Origin of the sequence: Rhodococcus sp. SJ-3 (assembly GCF_051918125.1) — a bacterium.
GTDB lineage: Bacteria > Actinomycetota > Actinomycetes > Mycobacteriales > Mycobacteriaceae > Rhodococcus.
Map to the genome: position 1 here is coordinate 1,708,459 of NZ_CM123306.1, position 21,823 is coordinate 1,730,281.

General features: G+C 64.7%; 24 protein-coding genes. 15 read left to right on the top strand and 9 right to left on the bottom strand.

Translation table 11 applies throughout. From position 1 onward, the window contains the following. Positions 1-119 precede the first annotated feature (119 nt). The 7 genes from ACTDXD_RS07675 to ACTDXD_RS07705 all read right to left on the bottom strand — a co-directional run bounded on the left by ACTDXD_RS07675 (position 120) and on the right by ACTDXD_RS07705 (position 7,449). Positions 120-1,040, bottom strand: coding sequence for a L,D-transpeptidase (locus ACTDXD_RS07675; protein WP_440127577.1), 921 nt, complete (start codon positions 1,038-1,040; stop codon positions 120-122). Between the two features lie 149 nt (positions 1,041-1,189). Then, on the bottom strand, positions 1,190-2,869 hold the full coding sequence (locus tag ACTDXD_RS07680; RefSeq protein ID WP_440126481.1) for an FAD-dependent oxidoreductase: 1,680 nt from the start codon (positions 2,867-2,869) through the stop codon (positions 1,190-1,192). 123 nt (positions 2,870-2,992) lie between these two features. Further along, positions 2,993-3,217, bottom strand: coding sequence for a dodecin (locus tag ACTDXD_RS07685; protein WP_169690943.1), 225 nt, complete (start codon positions 3,215-3,217; stop codon positions 2,993-2,995). A gap of 113 nt (positions 3,218-3,330) precedes the next feature. Next, positions 3,331-4,554 carry a serine hydrolase domain-containing protein gene (locus ACTDXD_RS07690; RefSeq protein WP_440126482.1) on the bottom strand — a complete coding sequence of 408 codons (1,224 nt, stop codon included), beginning with the start codon at positions 4,552-4,554 and terminating at the stop codon, positions 3,331-3,333. A 132-nt stretch (positions 4,555-4,686) separates the two neighbouring features. Next, a complete protein-coding gene (locus tag ACTDXD_RS07695) occupies positions 4,687-5,199 on the bottom strand; it encodes a DUF6764 family protein (RefSeq protein ID WP_440127578.1) in 513 nt (170 codons plus the stop codon). Positions 5,200-5,308: 109 nt separating this feature from the next. Then, complete coding sequence (locus ACTDXD_RS07700) at positions 5,309-6,382, bottom strand: DNA polymerase domain-containing protein (RefSeq protein WP_440126483.1); 1,074 nt, start codon at positions 6,380-6,382, stop codon at positions 5,309-5,311. A gap of 2 nt (positions 6,383-6,384) precedes the next feature. Continuing rightward, a complete protein-coding gene (locus ACTDXD_RS07705) occupies positions 6,385-7,449 on the bottom strand; it encodes an ATP-dependent DNA ligase (protein WP_440126484.1) in 1,065 nt (354 codons plus the stop codon). 190 nt (positions 7,450-7,639) lie between these two features. On the opposite strand from ACTDXD_RS07705, the gene lppU reads away from it, so the two are divergent. Beyond that, complete coding sequence (gene lppU, locus ACTDXD_RS07710) at positions 7,640-8,245, top strand: LppU family putative lipoprotein (RefSeq protein ID WP_440126485.1); 606 nt, start codon at positions 7,640-7,642, stop codon at positions 8,243-8,245. 135 nt (positions 8,246-8,380) lie between these two features. Next, the gene (locus tag ACTDXD_RS07715) at positions 8,381-9,163 is read left to right on the top strand and encodes a 3'-5' exonuclease (RefSeq protein ID WP_440126486.1); all 783 of its coding nucleotides are present in this window, start codon (positions 8,381-8,383) and stop codon (positions 9,161-9,163) included. A 10-nt stretch (positions 9,164-9,173) separates the two neighbouring features. Here the strand turns inward: ACTDXD_RS07715 and ACTDXD_RS07720 are convergent, their stop codons facing one another. Then, a complete protein-coding gene (locus tag ACTDXD_RS07720) occupies positions 9,174-10,562 on the bottom strand; it encodes an FAD-binding oxidoreductase (protein ID WP_440126487.1) in 1,389 nt (462 codons plus the stop codon). Positions 10,563-10,662: 100 nt separating this feature from the next. Here ACTDXD_RS07720 and ACTDXD_RS07725 point away from each other — a divergent pair, with 100 nt between their 5' ends. After that, positions 10,663-11,346, top strand: a complete 684-nt coding sequence (locus ACTDXD_RS07725; RefSeq protein ID WP_440126488.1) for a GntR family transcriptional regulator — start codon at positions 10,663-10,665, stop codon at positions 11,344-11,346. Positions 11,347-11,355: 9 nt separating this feature from the next. Here ACTDXD_RS07725 and ACTDXD_RS07730 read toward each other — a convergent pair whose 3' ends face one another. After that, complete coding sequence (locus tag ACTDXD_RS07730; protein ID WP_440126489.1) at positions 11,356-12,234, bottom strand: LuxR C-terminal-related transcriptional regulator; 879 nt, start codon at positions 12,232-12,234, stop codon at positions 11,356-11,358. A 112-nt stretch (positions 12,235-12,346) separates the two neighbouring features. On the opposite strand from ACTDXD_RS07730, the gene ACTDXD_RS07735 reads away from it, so the two are divergent. The 12 genes from ACTDXD_RS07735 (at position 12,347) to ACTDXD_RS07790 (ending at position 21,625) form a co-directional block, all read left to right on the top strand. After that, complete coding sequence (locus ACTDXD_RS07735; RefSeq protein WP_440127579.1) at positions 12,347-13,987, top strand: acyl--CoA ligase family protein; 1,641 nt, start codon at positions 12,347-12,349, stop codon at positions 13,985-13,987. A 35-nt stretch (positions 13,988-14,022) separates the two neighbouring features. Then, positions 14,023-14,742 (top strand): TetR family transcriptional regulator, encoded by a 720-nt coding sequence (locus tag ACTDXD_RS07740; RefSeq protein ID WP_440126490.1) that lies wholly within the window; start codon positions 14,023-14,025, stop codon positions 14,740-14,742. A gap of 162 nt (positions 14,743-14,904) precedes the next feature. Then, complete coding sequence (locus ACTDXD_RS07745) at positions 14,905-16,062, top strand: acyl-CoA dehydrogenase (protein ID WP_440126491.1); 1,158 nt, start codon at positions 14,905-14,907, stop codon at positions 16,060-16,062. A gap of 61 nt (positions 16,063-16,123) precedes the next feature. Continuing rightward, positions 16,124-16,972: a 3-hydroxybutyryl-CoA dehydrogenase gene (locus tag ACTDXD_RS07750; protein WP_440127580.1), complete on the top strand. Its 849-nt coding sequence runs from the start codon at positions 16,124-16,126 to the stop codon at positions 16,970-16,972. A 241-nt stretch (positions 16,973-17,213) separates the two neighbouring features. After that, positions 17,214-17,513: a hypothetical protein gene (locus ACTDXD_RS07755; RefSeq protein ID WP_440126492.1), complete on the top strand. Its 300-nt coding sequence runs from the start codon at positions 17,214-17,216 to the stop codon at positions 17,511-17,513. After that, positions 17,510-18,502, top strand: coding sequence for a hypothetical protein (locus tag ACTDXD_RS07760; protein ID WP_440126493.1), 993 nt, complete (start codon positions 17,510-17,512; stop codon positions 18,500-18,502). Before ACTDXD_RS07755 ends, ACTDXD_RS07760 begins: the two co-directional genes overlap by 4 nt. Further along, positions 18,493-19,473: a hypothetical protein gene (locus tag ACTDXD_RS07765; RefSeq protein ID WP_440126494.1), complete on the top strand. Its 981-nt coding sequence runs from the start codon at positions 18,493-18,495 to the stop codon at positions 19,471-19,473. Before ACTDXD_RS07760 ends, ACTDXD_RS07765 begins: the two co-directional genes overlap by 10 nt. Further along, entirely contained in the window at positions 19,470-20,030 is a 561-nt protein-coding gene (locus ACTDXD_RS07770) for an LpqN/LpqT family lipoprotein (protein WP_440126495.1), read from the top strand. Before ACTDXD_RS07765 ends, ACTDXD_RS07770 begins: the two co-directional genes overlap by 4 nt. Positions 20,031-20,065: 35 nt before the next feature. Continuing rightward, complete coding sequence (locus ACTDXD_RS07775) at positions 20,066-20,437, top strand: hypothetical protein (protein WP_440126496.1); 372 nt, start codon at positions 20,066-20,068, stop codon at positions 20,435-20,437. A 157-nt stretch (positions 20,438-20,594) separates the two neighbouring features. Continuing rightward, positions 20,595-20,945, top strand: a complete 351-nt coding sequence (locus ACTDXD_RS07780; protein WP_440126497.1) for a hypothetical protein — start codon at positions 20,595-20,597, stop codon at positions 20,943-20,945. A gap of 123 nt (positions 20,946-21,068) precedes the next feature. Beyond that, positions 21,069-21,338, top strand: coding sequence for a hypothetical protein (locus ACTDXD_RS07785; RefSeq protein ID WP_440126498.1), 270 nt, complete (start codon positions 21,069-21,071; stop codon positions 21,336-21,338). Further along, a complete protein-coding gene (locus ACTDXD_RS07790) occupies positions 21,311-21,625 on the top strand; it encodes a hypothetical protein (RefSeq protein WP_440126499.1) in 315 nt (104 codons plus the stop codon). Before ACTDXD_RS07785 ends, ACTDXD_RS07790 begins: the two co-directional genes overlap by 28 nt. Positions 21,626-21,823 lie beyond the last annotated feature (198 nt).

Below are 21,823 nucleotides of genomic sequence, written 5' to 3' on the forward strand. Positions count from 1 at the left end.
CAAGTGGTTACAACAAGAAGACGCCCCCTACCTTTCCGAGCGAATGTATCGTGCGTTTCGATGGATCGAACCGATGATTCACTCGCCCGACCGGGTAGGGGGCGGAAACTCAGCGCGTATCAGAGGTTCCAGTCTCCGAGTCCGTCCCAGCCGTTCAGGACGCCGCCCGCGGTGTTCTGCACGATCACCGGGTCGCCCTTGCGGGCGTTCTCGAAGAACCACTGACCGTCCGCGGTACTCACGTTGAGGCAGCCGTGACTGGTGTTTGTGTTGCCCTGCGCCCATTCGGACCACGGGGCTGCATGGATGAAGATGCCGCTGTTGGACATCCGCGTCGCGTATTCGACGTACGTGCGGTAGCCCTCAGGGTCGTCGACAGGCACGCCGTACGTGGACGAGTCCATGTACATGTCGCGGAACTTGTCGCCGACGATGTATGTGCCGTTCGGGGTTTCGTAACCGGGCTTTCCGAAGGAGGTGGGCATGGTCCGGACCACCTCGCCGTTGCGGGTGACGGTGATCGTCTTGGTGTTGTCGTCGGCCACCGTCACGAGGGCGTCGCCGATGGTGAACGACGAGTGCGAGCCGCCCGCCCGGACATCGACGGTGGTGTGCGCGGGCCAGAACTCGAACGGCTTCCATCGCACCTGCTGATCCGACGCCCAGTAGAAATGGCCGCCGACTGCCGGCTCCGACGTGATCTCGATTGCGCGTTCGGCGGCGGCACGGTCGCCGACGGGCTCGTTGAACCGGATGATGATGGGTTGCGCGACACCGACCGTTTCACCGGAAGACGGATTCAGCGACGGATCCGAGAACGGCGCCGCCGGAGCCTGAGGCGCCGGGAGTTGCGGTGCACCCGGGATCGCCGGTGCGAGACCCTCGATCAGGTCTTCGACACTCGGCACCTCCGGCCCACCCGGCCACAGCGGTGCGGCGGCCGCAGGGCCGACCAATGCGAGAGCGACCGCGCCGGCGCCGGTGAGGGCGGCGACGAAGCGACCGACCCGGCGCGTGGCACGGTGGCGACTCTTGGGCATGGACTGCTTCACAGACATCGACAAATTACCCATCGTTCGACGGTGCGTCGCGTTTTCACATCCCCGACCGCGGCGCTGGCGTACCTCGTCATTACACACACCGACCCGTCGTCGAGCAATTCGGGCAGTAGAGGTGGAGGCAGTGAACGTCAGGCTTCGGGCCTCGACGCCGCGAGCATTTCCTCGATCGAGACGAACTTCAGACGCGATCTTCCCGATGCCTTGCCACGTGCGCGTTCCTGCTTGTCGATGGCTTGCCAGCCCTTGTAATCGACGTACTCGGGGCGGCGTTCGGCTACCAGGGTGTCGAGCTTCTCCCGATCCGCCACGGGTTCGGCGAGACGCCCTGCGATGAAGTCGTCGACGAGCTGCGCGACGGTCTCGGCCGAGCACTGCTTGTTGGTGCCGATCACACCGCTCGGGCCCCGCTTGATCCAGCCTGCCGTGTAGACCCCGGTGACCGGGTCGCCGGTGTCGGGGTCGATGACCTTGCCCGACTCGTTCGGGATGACGCCCTTCTTCTCGTCGAACGGGAGACTGTCGACGGCAGTGCCGCGATATCCGATCGAGCGGAGCACGAGACCGGTCGTGAGCGTCTCGGTCTCGCCGGTGGGGCGGGCGTCCAGCCGTCCGTCGGATTCGACGAGTTCGTTGCGCTCGAGGGTGATCGACTCGACCCTGCCTTCGCCTGCGATCTCGACCGGCGACGCGAGGTACCGCAGCACGATGCGCTTGTTGCCGGGGTTCGGGCTGTTCTGCGCGTACCCCTCGACCTGGCGCATCTTGAGTGCGATCCGCGGCTCCACCTCGGGATCGTCGAGGATGGCCTGGCTGGCCGAATCGAGTTGGATCTCGTTGGGGTCGACGATGACGTCGATTCCCTCGAGCTGACCGAGGGCGAGCAGCTCGGGGTTGGTGTACGCGGCCTGCGCCGGGCCGCGTCGTCCGACGACGACGACCTCTTCGATGTTCGACTTCCGCAGTGCCTCGACGGCGTGCTCGGCCATGTCGGTGCGAGCGAGCTCATCGGGGTTCATCACCAGGGCGCGGGCGACGTCGAGTGCGACGTTGCCGTTGCCGATGATCACGGCGCGTTCGCCGGAGAGGTCGAACTGCCTGCCTGCGTAGTCGGGATGGCCGTTGTACCAGGCGACGAACTCGGTGGCGGCGTGCGAGCCCGGGAGGTCTTCGCCGGGCACACCGAGGTGACGGTCGCTCGATGCACCGACCGCGTAGATCACAGCATGGTGGTGCGCAAGCAGCTCATCGTGGGTGATATGCGTGCCGACCTCGACGTTGAACCAGCACTGGGTGTTCTTGTGACCGATGGCGCTGCGGAAGACGTCGCCGACTCCCTTGGTGGTCTGGTGATCCGGCGCGACCCCGGCACGAACCAGGCCGTACGGGGTGGGCAGGCGGTCGAACATGTCGACCCGGACACTCGAGTGCGAGACGAGTTCCTGCGCCGCGTAGCACGCGGCCGGACCGGAGCCGACGATCGCGACGCGCAGCGTTCCGAGATCTGCCGGGATCTTCTTGCGGCTGCGCAGCTCCGGCCAGTCGGGTCCGATCGGGTACCGCTCGTAGTACGCGGCGTTGATCTCGAGGTACGGCTCCTGTTCGGGGGTGATCTCGTTGTCCGCAAAGATCGCATCGACCGGGCATTCGTCGACACAGGCGCCGCAATCGATGCAGGTCTCCGGGTCGATGTAGAGCATCTCCGTCGTTGCGAACGGCGCCTCGTCGGGTGTCGGGTGTATGCAGTTGACCGGGCAGACTTCGACGCATGAGACGTCGTTGCAACATGCCTGGGTGATCACATAAGCCACTTCGCTACCTGCCTGAGAGTGCCGGGTGGGGTCGTCGAAACCCCAGACTATAACACGTTACAGATTTGGTCGAGAATCACATTACCCAAATCGTACCAGGCGATTGCCGGTAGCGAGAATGCACTATTCAGACAATTCGTCGCCGGACTCGATCCGGAATCCGATCTTGAGCGTAACTTGCGTGTGCGCGACAGCACCATCATCGATGTGACCACGCGTGTTGACTACTTCGAACCATTCCAGGTGGCGCGTCGTCTCCCCGGCCCGCGCGACAGCCTTGGCGATCGCGTCGTCCACCCCGGTCGTCGATGACCCCACCACCTCGATCACTCGGTACACATGACTCATGGCGCGCTCCTCACGTATCGGCACAGGACATGCAATGTTCTGCTCCGGATACTGCCCGCCTCGCCCCGGCTTCGTGCCGGAACGGCAATCTCCACCACCCGAGCGAATTACGCTCACGCCTTCCTTGCAAGTTCGCGTGCCAGCGCTCCGAGCCGGGCCAGACGCAGGTCACCGAGCGGGATCGCCCCGGCGCCGAGACGGTTGGTGGTGAACGCGAGCGACAGACCCGAGTCGAGGTCGGCGAACGCTCCCGAACCACCCACTCCGTAATGCCCGAGTGCACCTCGCGGACGCTCGGTGCTCGCGAACACGGGTTGGTGGTATCCGAGTCGCCACGCCATCGGGACACCGAGGACGTAGTCGTGGCCGCGGCGGCGCACCTTGTTCATCTCGGCGATCGTCCCGGGATCGAGGAATCGCCTGCCGTCGAGTACGCCACCGGCGGCAATCGCCCCGTACATCCGTGCAAGCGCACGCGCCGTGAACACGCCGTTCCAGCCTGGCATGACGGAATCGTGGACCGCCGGGTCACGGACGAGTTCGTCGAATCCGTCGGGCATCGCCGCTTCCGCGAGCCCGCGCGTAGGTCCGATCCTCGACAACACCGAAGCGCTCATACCCCAGTTCAGTCCCATCGGACTGATCCGTGGAAACAGCGGTGCGATGCGGTGTCGTTCGCCGGCGGGAACCCGATACCAGAAGTCGCCGATACCCAGCGGTTCGGCAATCTCGGTTTCGACCACGTCGACGAACGGCTTCCCGGTGACCCGCGCAGCGATCTCCGCGACCAGCCAGCCGTAGGTGACGGCGTGGTAGCCCGAACCGCGATGACGACGCTTGTCCGGGCGTGCCGCCGCGAGCGCGGCGACCGTCCGGTCGTAGTCGAGGATTCCGTGGCTGCCCGGTACGAGCCCGCGTACACGGTGCAGACCAGCGCTGTGGGTCATCACGTCGGCGACGGTGATCGAGCCCTTGCCGCCTGCCGCGAACTCCGGCCAGTACTGCACTACCGGGGCGAAGTAGTCGATCAGCCCGCGCTCGGCGAGTCTGTGCACGACGGTCGAGGCCACGCCTTTACCTGTGGAGAACGACAGCGTCATCGTGTCGCGGCTCCACCGCCGGTTGCGCTCGGCCCAACCCGCCCAGATGTCGAGCACCTTCTCGCCGTGCAGATATGCGGTGAGGGCTCCGCCGCCGTGTTGCGGTTCCTTGTAGAGAGCGAAGAATCGGTCGGCGAGCGGGAGGAACCTCGGGTCGACGTGCATGGCGGTCGGGGGCAGTTCTCGGACACCCTGCTCTCGTGAAACCTGGCCCCGGTCGATCGTCCGGACGCTCATGGGCACCTCCGCTCGGATGTTTCCGACACGCTACGTGTCGGCGCGAGTCCGGGGAAGGCCTTACATACTCATTGCCGGCACATACGCGATGCCGGCACGTACGCATTGCCGGAGCAGACGAGTCCTCCGCGACTACGGCATCGTCGTGTACCGCAAGGACCCGTACACGAAGCAACCCTGGCCGGTCGTGAGGTTCGCCGCAAGCGCCATCTCGCCCACGCACAGGACCGGGTCGGTCACGTCGCCGATGAATGCCTGCGAACCCGGACCTGTCGCCACCACAGCGGTACCCGGCTGATCGAGCACACCGAGTGCGAGCGACTCGGCGCCGACCCCGACGGCAGCAAGCAGTCCTCCGGCACTCTCGGCAGCTCCGACCCCACCGTCGAGACCGAGCGCTCCGACCCTCGAGTCCCCGCGGGAATCGGCAAATCCCACTCCGCCGCTTCCGTAACTCCACGCACCTCCGGGGCCCTCGGTGTTCGCGCCACACGCTTCGGTTCCGAGGATCGCACTGGATTCCGTCGGGGCACCGGGAGGCGCAGAACAGGTCAGCGATTGTGCAGGCGCCGCAGCCAGCAGAGCACCGCCGAGTGCCGCAGCCAACGCCGCGCCGACCACCGACAATCGGCCCGACATCTTCATCCAGGTCACGCCTGCGGCCCTCCAAACGATCCGAACAACTACCCTCGGGTAACAGTTTAGGGAGACATGCTCTGTCACGCTCCACAGTGAGATAACAGCAGAATCTCGGTCAGGTGTTGTTCCCGGCGCTCTTCCCACTGTTCAGCTCCCGGTCACGACTGGGCTGCACGCGCTTCGGTTCGCCCGGCATCTTGGGATGGTTCGGCGGATAGGGCAGGTCACCGAGTCCAGCAGCCTCGTCACGGTCGGCCATCTCGAGCAGAACATCGATCGACTGCGCGGCGGCATCGAGACCCGACATCGGATCGGGTCGCCTCGCCAGCAGCTCGGGCACCGTCGCGATCGTGAAATCGTCCGGTTCCGCATCGGCGAGTTCGTCCCACGTCAGCGGCGTCGACACCGTCGCAATCGGTGTTCGCCGCACCGAATATGCCGACGCGATGGTCTTGTCGCGCGCATTCTGGTTGAAGTCGAGAAAGATCCGCTCGCCGCGCTCTTCCTTCCACCATGCGGTCGTCGCGCGGTCACCACTGCGCCGCTCCACCTCGCGCATCAGCGCGATCCCGGCACGACGCACCCCGACGAAGTCCCACTCGGGGACGATCCGCAGATAGACGTGGATGCCGCGGCCACCCGACGTCTTCGGGAAACCCGTCAACCCCAGTTCGTCGAGCAGCGGCCGGACCACGTCGAGCGCGACCGTACGCGCGTCACCGAAATCCGTCCCCGGTTGCGGGTCGAGATCGATCCGGAGTTCATCGGGCCTGTCCGTGTCGCCGCAGCGCACAGCCCAGGGATGGAATGTCACGCACCCCAGATTGGCCGCCCACACCACATCCGCGGCGGAACGCACTCGCAGAGCATCGGCCTTACGCCCGGACGGAAAGGTGATCTCACACGTCGCGACGTGGTCGGGCCGCTTCGCGGGTGCACGCTTCTGATAGATCTCCTCACCCTCCACACCGTCGGGAAAGCGCTGCAGATGGGTGGGTCGGTCCCGGAGCGCGTCGAGGAGCGGTGCGCCCATGGTCGTCGTGATCGCCCGGTAGTACTCGACGAGGTGGCGTTTGGTGCCACCCTCCGCGCCGAGCCTGGGAAAGTAGATCTTGTCCGGGTTCGACAGCCGCACGGGCACACCGTCGACGTCGAGTTCTTCCGCAGGTGATCGTTTCCCCGTCGCCACCGTCAGTTCTCCGTCCGGTCCAGTACATCGGCAAGGTCGTAACGCACGGGCACCTCGAGTTGGTCGTACGTGCAACTCTGCGGGTCCCGATCGGGTCGCCAGCGGAGGAATCTGGCCGCGTGCCGGAAACGCATTGCGGTCTCCGGAGTTCCCTCCATCTGGTCGTACGCGACTTCGAGCACCCGTTCCGGACGCAGGGGGACCCAGCTGCGGTCGGCCGCTGAGCGCCACCTCGTCTGCTCACCGTCCGCGACCACATCGTCGCCCACCCGTAGCGGTTGCAACTCGGCGAGCAACTCCTGACGCCTGACAGTGGTGAATGCGGAGGCGCCCCCGACCATCACGAGTTCACCGTCGTGGTAGAGCCCCAGCAACAGTGAGCCCACCCCGTCGACGCTCTTGTGCTTGCGGTAACCGATGAGCACGCAGTCGGCGGTCCGGGCATGTTTGAGCTTGATCATGTCGCGCTTGTCGGGACGGTATGCCCCGTGGAGCTGCTTCGCGACCACACCGTCGAGGCCTGCGCCTTCGAATTGTTCGAACCATCGCATCGCAGTCTCCGCGTCAGTGGTCGCAGCAGTCACATGGCAGCTCGGGCCGCCACCGACGGCCCGCTGCAGCCGCACACGGCGTTCGGCGAACGGTTCTTCCATGAGATTGTCGTCGCCGAGAGCCAGCACGTCGAACCCGATGAACTGCGAGGGAGTGTGCTCTGCGAGCATCGCGACACGGCTCGCTGCCGGATGGATCCTTTCCGAGAGCGCCTGCCAGTCCAAGCGAGTGTGCCCGTCGCGTTCACGCGGTACGACGATCTCGCCGTCCACCACACAGCGCTCGGGAAGTTCGGCGCGCACCCGTTCGACGAGCTCCGGGAAATATCTGGCGAGGTCCTTACCACCACGCGACGCGAACACGACCTCGTCTGCATCCCGGAACACTATCGCGCGGAAGCCGTCCCACTTCGGCTCGTACGACCACTGCGCCGCACCGGAATCCGGTTGTTCCGGCACCTTCGATGAGGCCTTCGCCAGCATGGGCGCTATCGGCGGTACGACGGGCAGATCCATGATTCTCATCGTTGCATCCGGATGCGCTGCGCGTGCCGGTTGCAACCGATCGACCTCTTCGCCGACCCATTCACAACGGCGACAGAAGGCCCATGAACTCGATCACACCGATGCTGTTTCGTGAGGTCGGAGAGGGTGTTCAGCAACCATCGCGCGAAGCGAACAATCCAGTTCCGTACTCTGTGCAGCCATGATCACTCTTCGCCGTGCGGCCGGCCTTGCTGTCGCAGCCGTTGCCGCAGTGTCGTTGGTCGCCGGCTGTTCCGACGATGTGGAGCTCCGGGCCGTGCCCGAAGCCGGCTCGTCGGCGACGGAATCGTCGGCCTCGCCCAGTTCCTCGCGCACGACAACTTCGGCTCCGACCACCTCGGACAGCCCGTCTGCGTCCGATCTCGATCTGGAGGTCGACGCCGAAATCGGCGACTGCGTCCTGCTCGGCGGCACCGTCGACGACGCCACGATCGAGGAAGCAACCTGCGGCAGCGACGACTCCAACTACCTCGTCGTCGACATCGTGACGACGAGCGACGAGTGCAATTCCGACCAGTCCTACTACGAGTCCATCCGCGGCAACGAACTCGGCGCGCTGTGTCTCGATATCGACTGGCAGGTCGACGATTGTATGGATCTCGGCGGTGAAGACCCGAAACGGATCGACTGTTCGGAGACAGCCATCGAGGGCGAGAGGGTCACCGAGATCCTCGAAGGCACCACCGACGTCAACGACTGCTCCATCTCCGACAGCGGCTTCGTCTACGAGGAGCGCGAGATGGTCGTGTGCGCAGACTCGTTCTGAGTCGTTCCCGGCAGACTCGTTCCGAGTCGTCCACCAGCAGTCCCGACTCGACCGCGGCCGGACTTGTCGGTGCCGGCAGACACAATGCCGGATGAACCACCGACCATGTCCATCGAACGGATAGGGGAACTGCCTGTGACGCCCTGGCCCGACCTACCCCTTTGCGCGTTCGACCTCGAGACGACCGATCGCGACCCGAGGACGGCCCGCATCGTCAGCGCGTGTGTCGCGACGTTCGACGGGGAACGCATCCACTCCCGCACGTGGCTGCTCGATCCCGGCATCCCTATTCCCGCCGAGACCATCGCCATCCACGGCATCACCGACGAACGCGCCCGCGCCGAAGGTATGGACTACCGGGCCGGCTATCTCGAGATCCGCGAGGCGCTGCTGGAGGCGTGGCGCCGGGGGCACATCGTCGTCGCATTCAACGCGAGCTACGACTTGACGGTGATGGACGCCGAAGGGACGCGCCTCGGACTACCCGCCCTCGGGTTCGGGCTCGTCGCCGATCCGTACGTCATCGACCGGGAAATGGACCGCGGTCGGTCGGGAAAACGCACGCTCGCGGCGGTGTGCGACGCATACGGGGTGACGTTGTCGTGCGCGCACGAAGCCGAGGCCGATGCACTCGCCGCCGGTCACCTCGTGCGCGCGCTCGTCGCCCGTTTTCCGCAGCTGGCAGACCTCGACATCATGGCCGATCAGGCCGCGTGGCACGCCGAGCGGCAACGGAATTTCGCCGTGTATCTGGAAGGCCTCGGCCGCGACTCCACCGATGTCGACGGCGGTTGGCCGTTACGCGGCGCGTCCAGCGTCGACCTGCTCGAACGCCCCGCGAGCACCGTCGCCGAGCCGTGGACGACGCGACTTCGGCGACGGGCCCGGGCGTTCTTCGAGCGGTTTCGTCGCACGTAGGGGCTTCCGGCTAGATCCCTCGTCCCGGGTTGAGGATCGAGGTGGGGTCGAACGCGGCCTTCACCTTGCTCATCAGTTCGCGCTCCACCGACCCGACCATCTGCTCGAGGTACGGCTCCTTGAGGACTCCGATGCCGTGCTCGCCGCTGATCGATCCACCGAGTTCCAGGCATTCCGCCACCATGTCGTCGAATGCCAGCCGTGCGCGGCGCGTGTGGTCGTCGTCGGCTGCGTCGAACACGATGGTGGGGTGCAGATTGCCGTCTGCGGCATGTCCGAACGTACCGATCACGAGGCTGTGTTTCTGAGCGATCCGCTCGATCGCCGACAGCATCTCGGGCAACCGTGGGACCGGAACCGCGAGATCGTCGAGCAAGGTACTGCCCTGGCGTTCGAGGGCGGTCAACGCGACCCGGCGCGCCTGCATGAACTCCTCACCCTCGACCGGGTCGTCGGTGTCGTACACCTCGGTTGCGCCGATCTCCGTGCACACGGTGGCACACGTCTGGGCCTCGGCACCGGCTTCTCTGCCGTCGCACTGAATGAGCAGGAGTGCGCCCGCTGATTCGTCGAGTCCCATGTGCGTCATCTCGTTGACTGCGGTGATCGTCGTGCGGTCCATCAGCTCGAGCAGACACGGCTCGGCGCGGTTGCGGATTGCAAGCACCGCTTCGATGGCCTGCGCCGTGGACGGAAATGCGGCCACGACCGTCGACGCCGCGGTCGGCGCCGCCCTGAGCCGCATGGTGGCCTCGACGATGACGGCGAGTGTCCCCTCCGACCCGACGAGCAGCTGGGTCAGGTTGAGCCCAGCGACATTTTTCCTGGTCACTGCACCGGTATGGATGATGCGTCCGTCGGCGAGTACCGCTTTTATTCTGGCCACGTGATCGGCGGTGACGCCGTACTTCGCGCAGCACGTGCCGCCCGCGTTCGTTGCGAGATTGCCACCGATGGTCGAGATCGCCCGGCTTCCGGGGTCTGGCACGTACCAGAGTCCGCGTTCGGCGACTGCGGCTGCCAGATCGCCGTTGATCACGCCCGGCTGCACGGTCGCGGTCCGCGCGGCCGTGTCGATGTGGAGAATCTCGTTCAGTTTCTCGACGCTGAGCACGATGCAGCCGTCGAGCGCATTCGCGGCGCCTGCCAACCCGGTGCCCGCGCCGCGTGTCACCACCGGCACGCCGTGCCGGTGGGCCCATTTCATCGTTTCGACCACGTCGTCGGTGTCGCGGGCCCGCACGAGTGCCAGTGGGATTCCGGCCTCGGTCAGCAGCGACTGGTCGCGCCGGTACGCGAACATCCGATCCGGATCGGTGACGAGTGCGTCGCCGAGCGGGTCGCTCAGATCGTTGCTGAGTGCGCTGTGCAGGTCTTCGATGTTCGCGGAACCAGGCATTCCTAGATTGTCAGACAAGTACACTGGACAGTCAAGGATTGTGAAGCCGCAGCGTGAAAGAATCGCGCACCGGTTCGACAGTGGAGTGAAGGAGCCGGAGATGGCGGGACGTGTCAGAACTCTGTCGATCATCGATGCCCTGACCGAGGAACTGCGGGGACGGTTGTTCTCCGGCGAACTCGCACACGACGATGCACTCACCGAAGCCGAAGTCGCGCGGGTCTACGAGGTCGCACGACCGACGGCGAAAGCAGCCATCGAAAAACTCGTCGGCGAGGGCCTCCTTCAGCGCAGCGCCCACAAGACCGCCCGCGTACCCAAACTGGGGCCCGACGACATCCGCGACATCTACCGCACCCGCGCGCACCTCGAGTCCACAGCACTGCGCTACCTGGCGCAGAGCCCACACATTCCCAACTCTGCCGTCACCGCCAACGGTGAGATCTTCGCCATGACAGACAACGCACCGCTCGCGATCGTCGAACCAGACATGCGCTTCCACACCTCACTGGTGGACGCGATGGGAAGTCCTCGGACGAGCAGGATGTTCGGTTCGCTCGTCTCCGAGGTGCGATTGTGCATGGTCCAGGTTCAGGGCCAGCATCTGCTGACCACGGCGAGCATCGCTACCGAACACCGGCAGATACTCGATGCGGTGGCGTCGGGAAACGGAGAGCTCGCGGTCTCGATCCTCGCCGACCACCTCGGACGAGCGCGCGAACGCCTCGTCGCGGCTGTCGGTGGCGTCCCCGGCCCGGAGGCCGAACTTCCCGAGCCGGCCTGACGGATCGACTCAGAGCAATAGACCCTGCCGACGCGCCTCCACCACCGCTTCGTGACGACTGTGCACCTCGAGCTTCGCCAGAATATTGCGCACGTAGCTCTTGACGGTTTCGAGACTCAGGGCCAGGCGTTCGGCGATCTCGGCGTTGCGGCAGCCCAAGGCCACATATCCGAGCACGTCCTGTTCGCGCGGGGTCAGGTGCGCTGTCGGCACCTGCGACCCGGAGCCCCCGAGCGCCCGCAGTTTGTCCTCGACCCCCTTCAGCCGAGATTCCAGGTCCGGGTCGTTCGCTCCGGCCGCGAGCTCACGTAACTCCAGGTAGCTTTCGGTGATCGTGTCGGACACCGCCCGCGGGAGCCGCTCACCGTTTCCCATCGGGCTGCACGCTCCGACGTTGTCGAGCAGTGCCACCCGACGATCCACCTCGTCGCGGATCTCGATCTCCCGTGCCAACGCTCGCGCGGACTGCGCGAGTTGTTCGGTGACGGTGTCGCCGATGGGCAGTGGCGTTCGGAGACCGCCGTACATCGCCGCACGGGTCCGCCCCCGCACAACGACGGGGACAGCCAGCAACGACTCGATACCCTCGCCGCCGACGGGCCTGTCGTAATCGTGGGTGATGTGTCGCGACGTGAAGTAGTCGGAGACCGAACGGGGGCGCTGCTCGGCGATCGCCCGTCCGCCGAGCCCACGTTCGGAACTGATCACGAGATTGCGGAGGAATCGACCACGAGTTCCGACGTAACCGGACAACACCAGATCGGCGCCGTGCACGGTGCCTCCGAACAGAATGGGAAGGCCTGTCGTCTGCTCGAGCGACCGCAATTCGGCACGAAGCGTGTCGACGTCACTCGGCCGAAGCAGATCAGCACGGTTCAAAGCACTCACTGAGCGGCTTCCTCCTAACACCCTCTTTCTAGGGTAGCGGCGCCGATTCGGAGATTCGTAGCCTCGACCGAACCCGGTGTTGCGACGATCACACGTGACGCCGACTTTCCCGATGATCCCGGAGGTTTCCGTGTCCAGCGCACTCGACCGCTCTGCCGCGTCTGCCAACCACAGTCAGCTCAGCCCGCTGCGCTTCCTCGAGCGGTCGGCGTCGGTGTTCCCCGATCGCACCGCGATCGTCTACGGCGACCGTCGGTACACATATGCGGAGTTCGCCGAGGAGACCCAGCGTCTCGCCCGGGTCCTGAAAAGCCGGATCAAGCCCGGCGACCGGGTGGCCTACCTGACTCCCAACGTGCCCGAGACTCTCATCGCGCATTTCGCGGTGCCGCTGGCAGGCGGGGTGCTTATCGCACTGAACTCACGGCTCGCAGGTCCGGAGCTCGACTACATCCTGAACCACGCCGAGGCGTCGCTGCTGTTCGTCGACTCCGAATTCGTCGGCTCGCTCGCGGGCGTCGACGTCCCGACACTCACCGATATCGTCGAAGTCCCCGATTCGACGGTATCGGCGCCAGAATTTCCCGCTGGCGTGGTTACCGCGCGCTACGACGAGTTCCTCGCACTCGCCGATTCGCTCGACGCATCCCCGTTGCCTTGGAGCGTCGAAGACGAACTCGGCGTCATCTCCCTCAACTACACCTCGGGCACCACCGGCAAGCCGAAGGGCGTCATGTACTCGCATCGCGGTGCGTATCTCAATTCGCTGGGCGAGACTTTCCACAACGGATTCACGGGGCAGAGCAAATACCTGTGGACGCTGCCGATGTTCCACTGCAACGGCTGGTGCACTCCGTGGGCGGTCACCGCGGCGGGTGGCACTCACATCTGCCTGCGGGCGGTGCGCGCCGACGCCATCTGGGATGCCATCGACAACCTGGGCGTGACCAACCTGTGCGGCGCGCCCGCGGTGTGCTCGACCATCGCGAACGCCGAACAGGCACACACGCTCGACCGGCCCCTGCACATCACCACCGCGGGAGCACCACCGTCCCCGACCGTGATCGCGCAACTCGAACAGATGGGCATCACCGTCGTGCACGTCTACGGTCTGACCGAGGTGTACGGCCCGTACACGATCTGCGAGTACCAGGATTCGTGGGACGACAAGACAGGTGACGAACGCGCCGCACTGTTGTCCCGGCAGGGTGTCGGCATGCTGCAGGCCGAAACGGCCCGCATCGTCGACGACAACATGAACGATGTTCCGGCCGACGCCGAGACCATGGGTGAGATAGTGCTGCGCGGCAACAACGTCATGCTCGGCTACTACAAGGATCCCGACGCCACCGCCGAGGCGTTCGCCGGTGGCTGGTTCCACACCGGCGACCTCGGTGTCATGCACCCGGACGGATATATCCAGCTCAAGGACCGTGCCAAGGACATCATCATCTCCGGTGGCGAGAACATCTCGACGGTCGAGGTGGAGCAGGCGATCATGGCGCACCCCGCGGTGATCGATGTCGCGGTGGTCGGTGTTCCCGACGAGAAGTGGGGGGAGCGGCCGAAGGCCTTCGTCATCCTGAAGGAGTCACAGTCGGTCACGGCGGACGACCTCATCGCCCACACCCGCCGCTTGCTGGCAGGCTACAAGGTCCCCCGCGACATCGTCTTTCCGCTCGAACTGCCGCGAACATCGACAGGCAAGATCCTCAAGTTCGAGCTTCGCTCAGCGGAAACCCCGCGGTCCTGACGTAGCAATCCCCGCGAGGCGGGATACTCGACGTCATGTCACACGGAACAGTCCCCGGCCGCCGTCCCGATTCGGCGGGGCCGGATCCCACACAGTTCCGGGTGCATGTCGTCACCCAGGCCATCCGACTGTTCTCGCAATACGGCTACGAGTCGACGACCGTCGAGCAGATCGCGGCGGCAGCGGGAGTGTCCCGTCGCACGTTCTTCCGGCAGTTTCGCTCGAAGGAGGACGTGATCTTTGCCGATCACGAGTCGCTCCTCGAGCAGGTGTCGGAGTACCTGTCGCGCGAATTCGACGATCCGTGGGCCGCCTGCGGCGACGCGGCACAACTCGTCTTCGGCCATTTCCGCGACCGGCGCGACCTCTCGGTCTGGCGGTACCGGATCGTGCAGCGGGTGCCGGCCCTGCGCGATCGGGAGCTCGTGACGACCTACCGATACGAGCGACTGTTCACAGAATTCCTCCGTCAGGCCGTACCAGGTGAGAAACCGATCCGGATCGTGAGCTTCGCGGCGGCGATGACGTCAGCACACAATTTCCTGTTGCGGGCAATGATTCGCGGTGACGACACCGCGACCGCGGAGGTCCTCGATCGGGAGTTGTACGAGATCAGACGCACCTTCGGGGTGGTGCCGGGTGCCGAGCCCTCCTCCGCCCCCGAGGCACCGCGTGCCGTGACAGTGGTGACGTATCCCGCGGGAACCTCGCCCTCCGCAGTAGCGGAAGAAGTGCGACGCACCCTCGGCGGATAGTGCCCGCTCGCTGCAGCAGGCCCCACCACGTGCATTGACCTGGCACTCAGTGCCGTGGTTAGAATTGGACGATTCCGCGACGTTGCGCCCCCATGGCTCGCTATTGTGGGCGCAGATCCACCCTCTGGAATGGCACCGCGTGCCGATTGGAGTTCCGCCCTCATGGCCCTCAACGCCGATTTCGATCTGTTCAAGCTCAGCGAAGAGCACGACGCCCTGCGCGAGGCCATCCGCGCACTCTCCGAGAAAGAGATCGCACCGTACGCGAAGGAGGTCGACGAGGACTCCCGCTTCCCGCAGGAGGCACTCGACGCCCTCAACAAGTCCGGCTTCAACGCCATCCACGTGCCCGAGCAATTCGAGGGTCAGGGCGCCGACTCCATTGCCGCGTGCATCGTGATCGAGGAAGTCGCTCGCGTGTGTGGCTCCTCGTCGCTGATCCCGGCCGTCAACAAGCTCGGCACAATGGGTCTGATCCTGCGCGGCTCCGACGAACTCAAGGCCAAGGTCCTTCCCGACATCGTGAACGGCGCTATGGCGTCGTATGCGCTGTCGGAGCGTGAGGCAGGCTCCGACGCCGCATCGATGCGCACCCGCGCGAAGGCCGACGGCGACGACTGGATCCTCAACGGCTCCAAGTGCTGGATCACCAACGGCGGCAAGTCCACGTGGTACACGGTCATGGCCGTCACCGACCCCGACAAGGGCGCCAACGGCATCTCGTCGTTCATGGTCCACAAGGACGACGAAGGCTTCGTCGTCGGGCCCAAGGAAAAGAAGCTCGGAATCAAGGGCTCGCCCACCGCCGAGCTGTACTTCGAGAACTGCCGCATCCCCGGCGATCGCATCGTCGGCGAGCCCGGCACCGGCTTCAAGACGGCGCTCGCGACCCTCGACCACACGCGTCCCACCATCGGCGCACAGGCTGTCGGGCTCGCCCAGGGTGCGCTCGACGCCGCGATCACCTACGTCAAGGATCGTAAGCAGTTCGGCCGTCCGATCTCCGACAACCAGGGTGTGCAGTTCATGCTCGCCGACATGGCCATGAAGGTCGAGGCCGCCCGTCTGATGGTCTACACCTCGGCCGCTCGCGCCGAGCGCGGCGAAGGCAACCTCGGCTTCATCTCGGCCGCCGCCAAGTGCTTCGCGTCGGATGTCGCCATGGAGGTCACCACCGATGCGGTGCAGCTGTTCGGTGGCGCCGGCTACACCACGGACTTCCCGGTCGAGCGAATGATGCGCGACGCCAAGATCACCCAGATCTACGAGGGCACCAACCAGATCCAGCGCGTCGTCATGTCGCGAGCTCTGCTTCGCTGATCACGCTCGGATACGGTCTTAGTCGAGAATCCCTCATCGATCAGGAGTTTGTGTAGTGGCAATCGAAAAGGTAGGCATTATCGGCGGCGGCACCATGGGTGCCGGCATCGCAGAGGTCTGCGCCAAGGCCGGCAGCGACGTGCTCGTCAAAGAGACGACCGAACAGTTCGCCGAAGCCGCGCGTGAGCGTCTCACGAAGTCGATCGGCCGCGGCGTCAAGTCCGGCAAGGTCACCCAGGAGGACGCCGACGCGATCCTCGCCCGCATCAAGGTCACGCTCGACATGAGCGAGTTCGCCGACCGCGACCTCGTCATCGAGGCCGCACCCGAGATCGAGTCGCTGAAGGCCGAGATCTTCGCCGAGCTCGACAAGGTCGTCAAGCCCGAGGGCATCCTCGCGACCAACACGTCGTCGATCCCCGTCATCAAGATGGCGCAGGCGACGCAGCGTCCCGGCAAGGTCGTCGGCGTGCACTTCTTCAACCCGGTGCCGGTGATGCCTCTCGTCGAGGTCATCTCCGCACTGACCACCGACGAGGCCGCAGCCGACACGGTGTTCGACTACGCGAAGAACACCCTCGGCAAGACTGCGGTGCGCGCCGGCGATCGCGCGGGCTTCATCGTCAACGCACTGCTCATCCCGTACCTGTGCGACGCGGTGCGGATGCTCGAGTCGGGTTACGCAACGAAGGAAGACATCGACGCCGCGATGAAGGGCGGTTGCGGTTACCCCATGGGTCCGCTGACGCTGCTCGACACCGTGGGCCTCGACATCGCCCTCAACGCCGCGCAGTCGCTGTACGACGAGTTCGCTCAGCCGAACTACGCGCCACCGGCACTTCTGCGCCGCATGGTCGAAGCGGGCCGTTTGGGCCGCAAGACCGGTGAGGGCTTCTACAGCTACAAGTAGTCCCCCAGCGGCATCTGTCGAGTCCTGTCGGTCCACTCCGGACCGGCAGGACTCGCATTTGTTCCACTCCTTCATGTCTCACGGTCGAATCCACCTGCACGGACACATACAACCCGAACGAAAGGTTGCACCTGTCCGAAGTTGTTGCGGCACCCCGCAACCGGGGCCTGAAATCGCTTCCACTGCCCGCTCTGCTATCGTCACGCCCGACACATCGGGGGATTCTGTCGGGGGGACAGTCGTGACGTTGAAAGTAGATCCGCAGGCGCTTCGTGCGTTCGCCGCATCCGTCAGTGGTGCAGCCGACGCCATCGGGGAATGGGATATCGCCGCACCCTACAAACACTCGCGATCAGCACTTCCCGGAACCGGATTCAGCGACACCGATGCGCGCGGGCACCTCGCGACCGCACAGGCACTGGCCAACATCCGCCAACGCCTCCTCGAAGTCACCGACATCTCGAACGGCGCCGCCGACGACTACGAGATCGCCGAAGCCGACTTCGTCGCGGCGCTCACCGCGATGGACCTACCCGAGTGAGTCCCGGCGTCTCCGCCGTCGAATCCTGGAACCCTGACGCCCTCCGCGCAACCGCTGACGGGCTCGATACGCTCGTCGACAAACTCGACGATCGCATGAAGGGCCTCCTCCACGATCAGGACGCCCTCGCCGAGCAGTGGAAAGGCGACGCCGCGAATGCCGCCGCCCTCCGTCTGGTCCGGGAACGTTCACTCGGTAGCGCTATCGCCGGGGCCCTCCTGCAGGTCGCCGGCGCCTATCGCACCGGGGCACCGATCGTCGAAGGTGCCCGGATGCACGTACTCGGACTAGTGCGGGCTGCCGAACATCAATCGTTCACCGTGCACGACAACGGCATCGTCGACGCAGCAAACCAGATCTCACTTCTTCGCGCTCTGCTGCCACCGGGCGCGACCTACGACACCGCGTCCCTCCAGCTCGAACGCCAGGCCGCCGAGCTCAGTGTCGCGTTGGTCGATGCACTCCAACAGGCTGCGGCAGCCGCAGGCGACGCGATGAGTCGCATCAACACCGCCGTAGCCGTACTGGAAGACGCGGCAAAGGCGGCGACGCCGGGGGAAGTCGTCAAGTCCGATACCGGCGAGCACTCCTGGGTTCCGGACGTGCCCGCCACCGTCGCCGCGTCCACGATCGGCCTGATGGCCGATTCGACGAAAGAAGGCCTGAAGAATGCAGCTCTGTCCACAGGTGATGACCTAGCGCGCGGACTATCGAGAGGAATCAGCCCTGCCGCTGCAGTACTGGGGACCATTCCCGCAATCGCGAACGACATCGACGGCGGAATGGACCCCACACAGGCAATAGTCACAGAAAGTGCGGGATCCGCAGTTGGGCTCTTGACCGCGATGGGTGGAGCAAAGGCTGGGGGAGCACTCGGCACCATGATCGCACCGGGCGCCGGTACCGCCGTAGGAATAGTCGCTGGGGCCCTTGTTGGCGGAGCGTTCACATACCTGACGTCCAAGTCGCTTCAGTCCATATGGAATTGACCCAACATTGCATCGTCGAAGCATCGGGAAGGCGCGGCACCATGCACACACGGAACCCGAGACCGGGATCACCAGAACCAAGTAGCACCACCTTCGATGATGGTCGTGGCCAGGCTTGGATCCAGCCATTCCGTCCACTCGTCTTGATTGCCACGATAGCGATGTTGATGATTGCTTTCATTGCTATCCACCTTGCGATCGAAGGTTTCATTCGCGGCGCGACCAACACAAGCGTGGCGTTTTCGGCCGGCACCGCCATGGCGATGCTAGGGGCCGTATATGGGCTGCAAGAAGCCGGATTTCGGAGAGTTGGTCTACCTCGAGGAGTACGCCGACAACATGATCCGGTACACGGCTATGGAATGAGGATCCCCGCCACCCGGGTCTTGACCCCGCTCTGTGCAGCAGTACTGGTCGGCTGCGCGTTCTACACAGGAGCTGCTTCGCTCAGCTGGTTTCTCGGTATGGAGGAGTCACTCCTGCCCTCCGGGCGCAACACAGATGGCGGGGCAACATTCATGGCGCTGTGCTCGGTCGGATCCACGATGATCGCACTACTATTGGTGGCCATCCGGATCGACACTGCCGCGACCATCTACCAGGATGGGGTCGAACGTACTTCACTTCGTCAATTCTTCTGCTTCGCAAGACGATACCGAACCTTTCTCACGTGGGATCAAATCGAGCACATCAGCGCCGATAGCCTTGCGCATCATCCTGTAATAAAGCTTTGCATCGCCTCCGAACTTCCCAGGAGCCAACGAACACCGCACGACACAGAGCACGAAGTAACAGTTTTGGCATACGTACTCGTGACCGAACCGAACACACTCTTCGCGCTGCTGAAACGTCTCCACGCGAACCCGGACGACCGAGCACTCGTCAGTGAAGCCGACGCCGCAGAACTACTGCGACCTCCTACCCTGCGCCAACGCTTCCGAGCTGCGCGCGATCAGAAGGCGAAGGCATGAACTCTCAGAACCCGATTCCTGCCACCTTGCGCGCCTATCTGGAACGCCACGACGTCGAACTCATTCCCTGTTCGTCCCACGAGCCTGGAGACCCGTTTATCACAATCCCAATCCCCGACGGGTGGGTCACCGTGCCCGACGAGATGTTCCCCCACGCATATTCGGTCCTCATCGCACCCGCATACGCAGAGCACGAGTGGACACCCAACGCGGTACTCCTCCACGGCCGCTTGTCTCGGTGGCGTCCCACCGATGAACTCATCGAGACAGCAACATCCGGAGCGCAAACGCTCCCCGAATGGGTCGAGTTACGTTCGAGCCACAATGATTTCGCCGGTCATCGTTCGGTGTTCATCCACGGTGGGTATTGCGTGGACGGCATGGAGTACGAAGCAGCAACCCGCTATCTCGTAGTCGACCACGAGTACGACCGCTACCTGACGCAATTGACCGTGACGACACCCAGACATCCGCACAGCGCACTCGCTGCCGACGCGGCCACCATTCACAGCGGACTGGCGGTCGAGTCCGCCACCCGAGACAGCGAGCCTCGGTGAGACACGACGACCGGACGCACACAGAGTCCGCACCAGTGCCCACATGGCCACAGCCGTTCCGGCCCGGATCATTCGCTGTGGGAATCGCGTTCATGTTCCTGCTGGCCTGGCTCATCAGCAGAATCGACAGCATGCTTGCGGACGACGACGTCGGCATCATGTGGCTGGGGTTCACCATCATCGTCATGATCGCCCCAGGGACGTACTGGTGGTTCGAGCGTTCGGGCTTGCGCTCGATCGGGCGCAGCCGCCGAATCACGCGATGTTTCTCGGACGAACACGGCCCCGGAATAGAGATCTCCACAGCAATATCGCTCTTCGTCGCGGTTGCAATGACGTGCGCGGCCATGACTCGGGCTCGGCGCTGTTCATCTACGTCGTTGCCACCCACGCGGACAAGGTGCTGATCGCGCGACCTCACTACGCGAGGCCATCCCGTTTCTCATTCTCACCGTCGTCGCCGCCCTCCTGGTAGGAGCGTTACCCGTCGTATTTCGCGGGCGCACGGTGCTGCGACTGCACCGGGACGGTGTCCACCGCCACGTCGCATTTCGTCGGCTCCGAGTGCACAGGCACGACACGTTCGTGCGGTGGGACGACATCGACGAAGTCGCCGCCGATGTATACACGGTTGGCACCCGCGGCCCCGATGTTCACAATCCGCTCATCCGCCTCCGTGTTCCAGGCCCGGTCGTCACTGCGGGTACCGTACCGTTCGACACCGCGGACGATGTGGCGATCACGGCGTACGTTCTTGCCGCCGAACCCAATACACTCATCGACCTGATGCGCCGCTTGCACGCCCGCCTCGAGGATCGCCATCTTGTGGCGCAGTCCGATGCCCTCGAACTTCTCCGGCCGCCTCCGCTACGCGAACGGTTCCGTGCCGCAAGAGGAGTCAAGACGCCGTGGTGAACGACCGAGTCGCACTCCTTTCCGGGCGGCAACACCTCTCACGGACAGGAACAACCTGAAGGACGTTGGTTGTCAGGATGATCGTCAGACACCCTGACAGCCAACGCGGGGATCGGAGCAACAATGTCCGACCTCATCACCGTCCCCATAAGACGCACCCAACAAGGCCACCGCGCGTTCTCCATGGCCTACAAAATCGAGTTCCTCCGCCGCTGGGACGCCTGCATCGAACGCAGCGCGAAATCCCGACAACTCCGCGAGAACAACCTCACCAGCACCATGGTCCGCGCCTGGATCAAAGCCCGCGATGCGGGGCACTTACAGGAGATCCCGCAGGCGTTTATGAGTGCACGCGAGTACGCGCTGTGGCTCGAGCGCACGGCGTTGTCCTGACAGACATCGTCACCAACCTGACCAAAGCGGGGATGCCCGTCACCCGGGGCTGCACGCTGGTGGGGATCGCCCGGTTCCCGGTGGTCTGGCGCATCGAATACAACGAGGAGAAGGTCGAGGCGGTGGAGATGTTCACCGACGCGTTCACCGCGTTCGGGCTGTTGCTCGATGCCTCGCTGCGGCGGGTCAGTGACGACAATCCGCTCTCGGAGTCACTGTTCGAGACCATCACGTACGCGCTGACGTGTCCCGCCAGGTTCGACGATATCGCTCGTGCTCGGCGGTGACCAGGAACACCGACGCAGGCAGGAACGGCTCCACCGAATTCATGAGAAGCATCCGCGTCGGTTCCGGCATCGGCCGGTCGCGGCGTTACCGAAACCGAGCGGCGTTACCGAAACCGACGGGAATCAACACGCCTGCTCTGCCTCAGACAGGTTGACAACTTCCGCCGAAGCTGTTGCAACGGTGCATGATCAGCCGCA

Bases quoted from the DNA above. Each gene is read 5' to 3' on its own strand.
- ACTDXD_RS07675 (WP_440127577.1), bottom strand. From the start codon at position 1,040: ATGCCCAAGAGTCGCCACCGTGCCACGCGCCGGGTCGGTCGCTTCGTC.
- ACTDXD_RS07695 (WP_440127578.1), bottom strand. From the start codon at position 5,199: ATGAAGATGTCGGGCCGATTGTCGGTGGTCGGCGCGGCGTTGGCTGCG.
- ACTDXD_RS07685 (WP_169690943.1), bottom strand. From the start codon at position 3,217: ATGAGTCATGTGTACCGAGTGATCGAGGTGGTGGGGTCATCGACGACC.
- ACTDXD_RS07725 (WP_440126488.1), top strand. From the start codon at position 10,663: ATGGCGGGACGTGTCAGAACTCTGTCGATCATCGATGCCCTGACCGAG.
- ACTDXD_RS07740 (WP_440126490.1), top strand. From the start codon at position 14,023: ATGTCACACGGAACAGTCCCCGGCCGCCGTCCCGATTCGGCGGGGCCG.
- ACTDXD_RS07720 (WP_440126487.1), bottom strand. From the start codon at position 10,562: ATGCCTGGTTCCGCGAACATCGAAGACCTGCACAGCGCACTCAGCAAC.
- ACTDXD_RS07765 (WP_440126494.1), top strand. From the start codon at position 18,493: ATGGAATTGACCCAACATTGCATCGTCGAAGCATCGGGAAGGCGCGGC.
- ACTDXD_RS07690 (WP_440126482.1), bottom strand. From the start codon at position 4,554: ATGAGCGTCCGGACGATCGACCGGGGCCAGGTTTCACGAGAGCAGGGT.
- ACTDXD_RS07745 (WP_440126491.1), top strand. From the start codon at position 14,905: ATGGCCCTCAACGCCGATTTCGATCTGTTCAAGCTCAGCGAAGAGCAC.
- ACTDXD_RS07770 (WP_440126495.1), top strand. From the start codon at position 19,470: ATGAACTCTCAGAACCCGATTCCTGCCACCTTGCGCGCCTATCTGGAA.
- ACTDXD_RS07785 (WP_440126498.1), top strand. From the start codon at position 21,069: ATGTCCGACCTCATCACCGTCCCCATAAGACGCACCCAACAAGGCCAC.
- lppU (WP_440126485.1), top strand. From the start codon at position 7,640: ATGATCACTCTTCGCCGTGCGGCCGGCCTTGCTGTCGCAGCCGTTGCC.
- ACTDXD_RS07735 (WP_440127579.1), top strand. From the start codon at position 12,347: ATGATCCCGGAGGTTTCCGTGTCCAGCGCACTCGACCGCTCTGCCGCG.
- ACTDXD_RS07705 (WP_440126484.1), bottom strand. From the start codon at position 7,449: ATGGATCTGCCCGTCGTACCGCCGATAGCGCCCATGCTGGCGAAGGCC.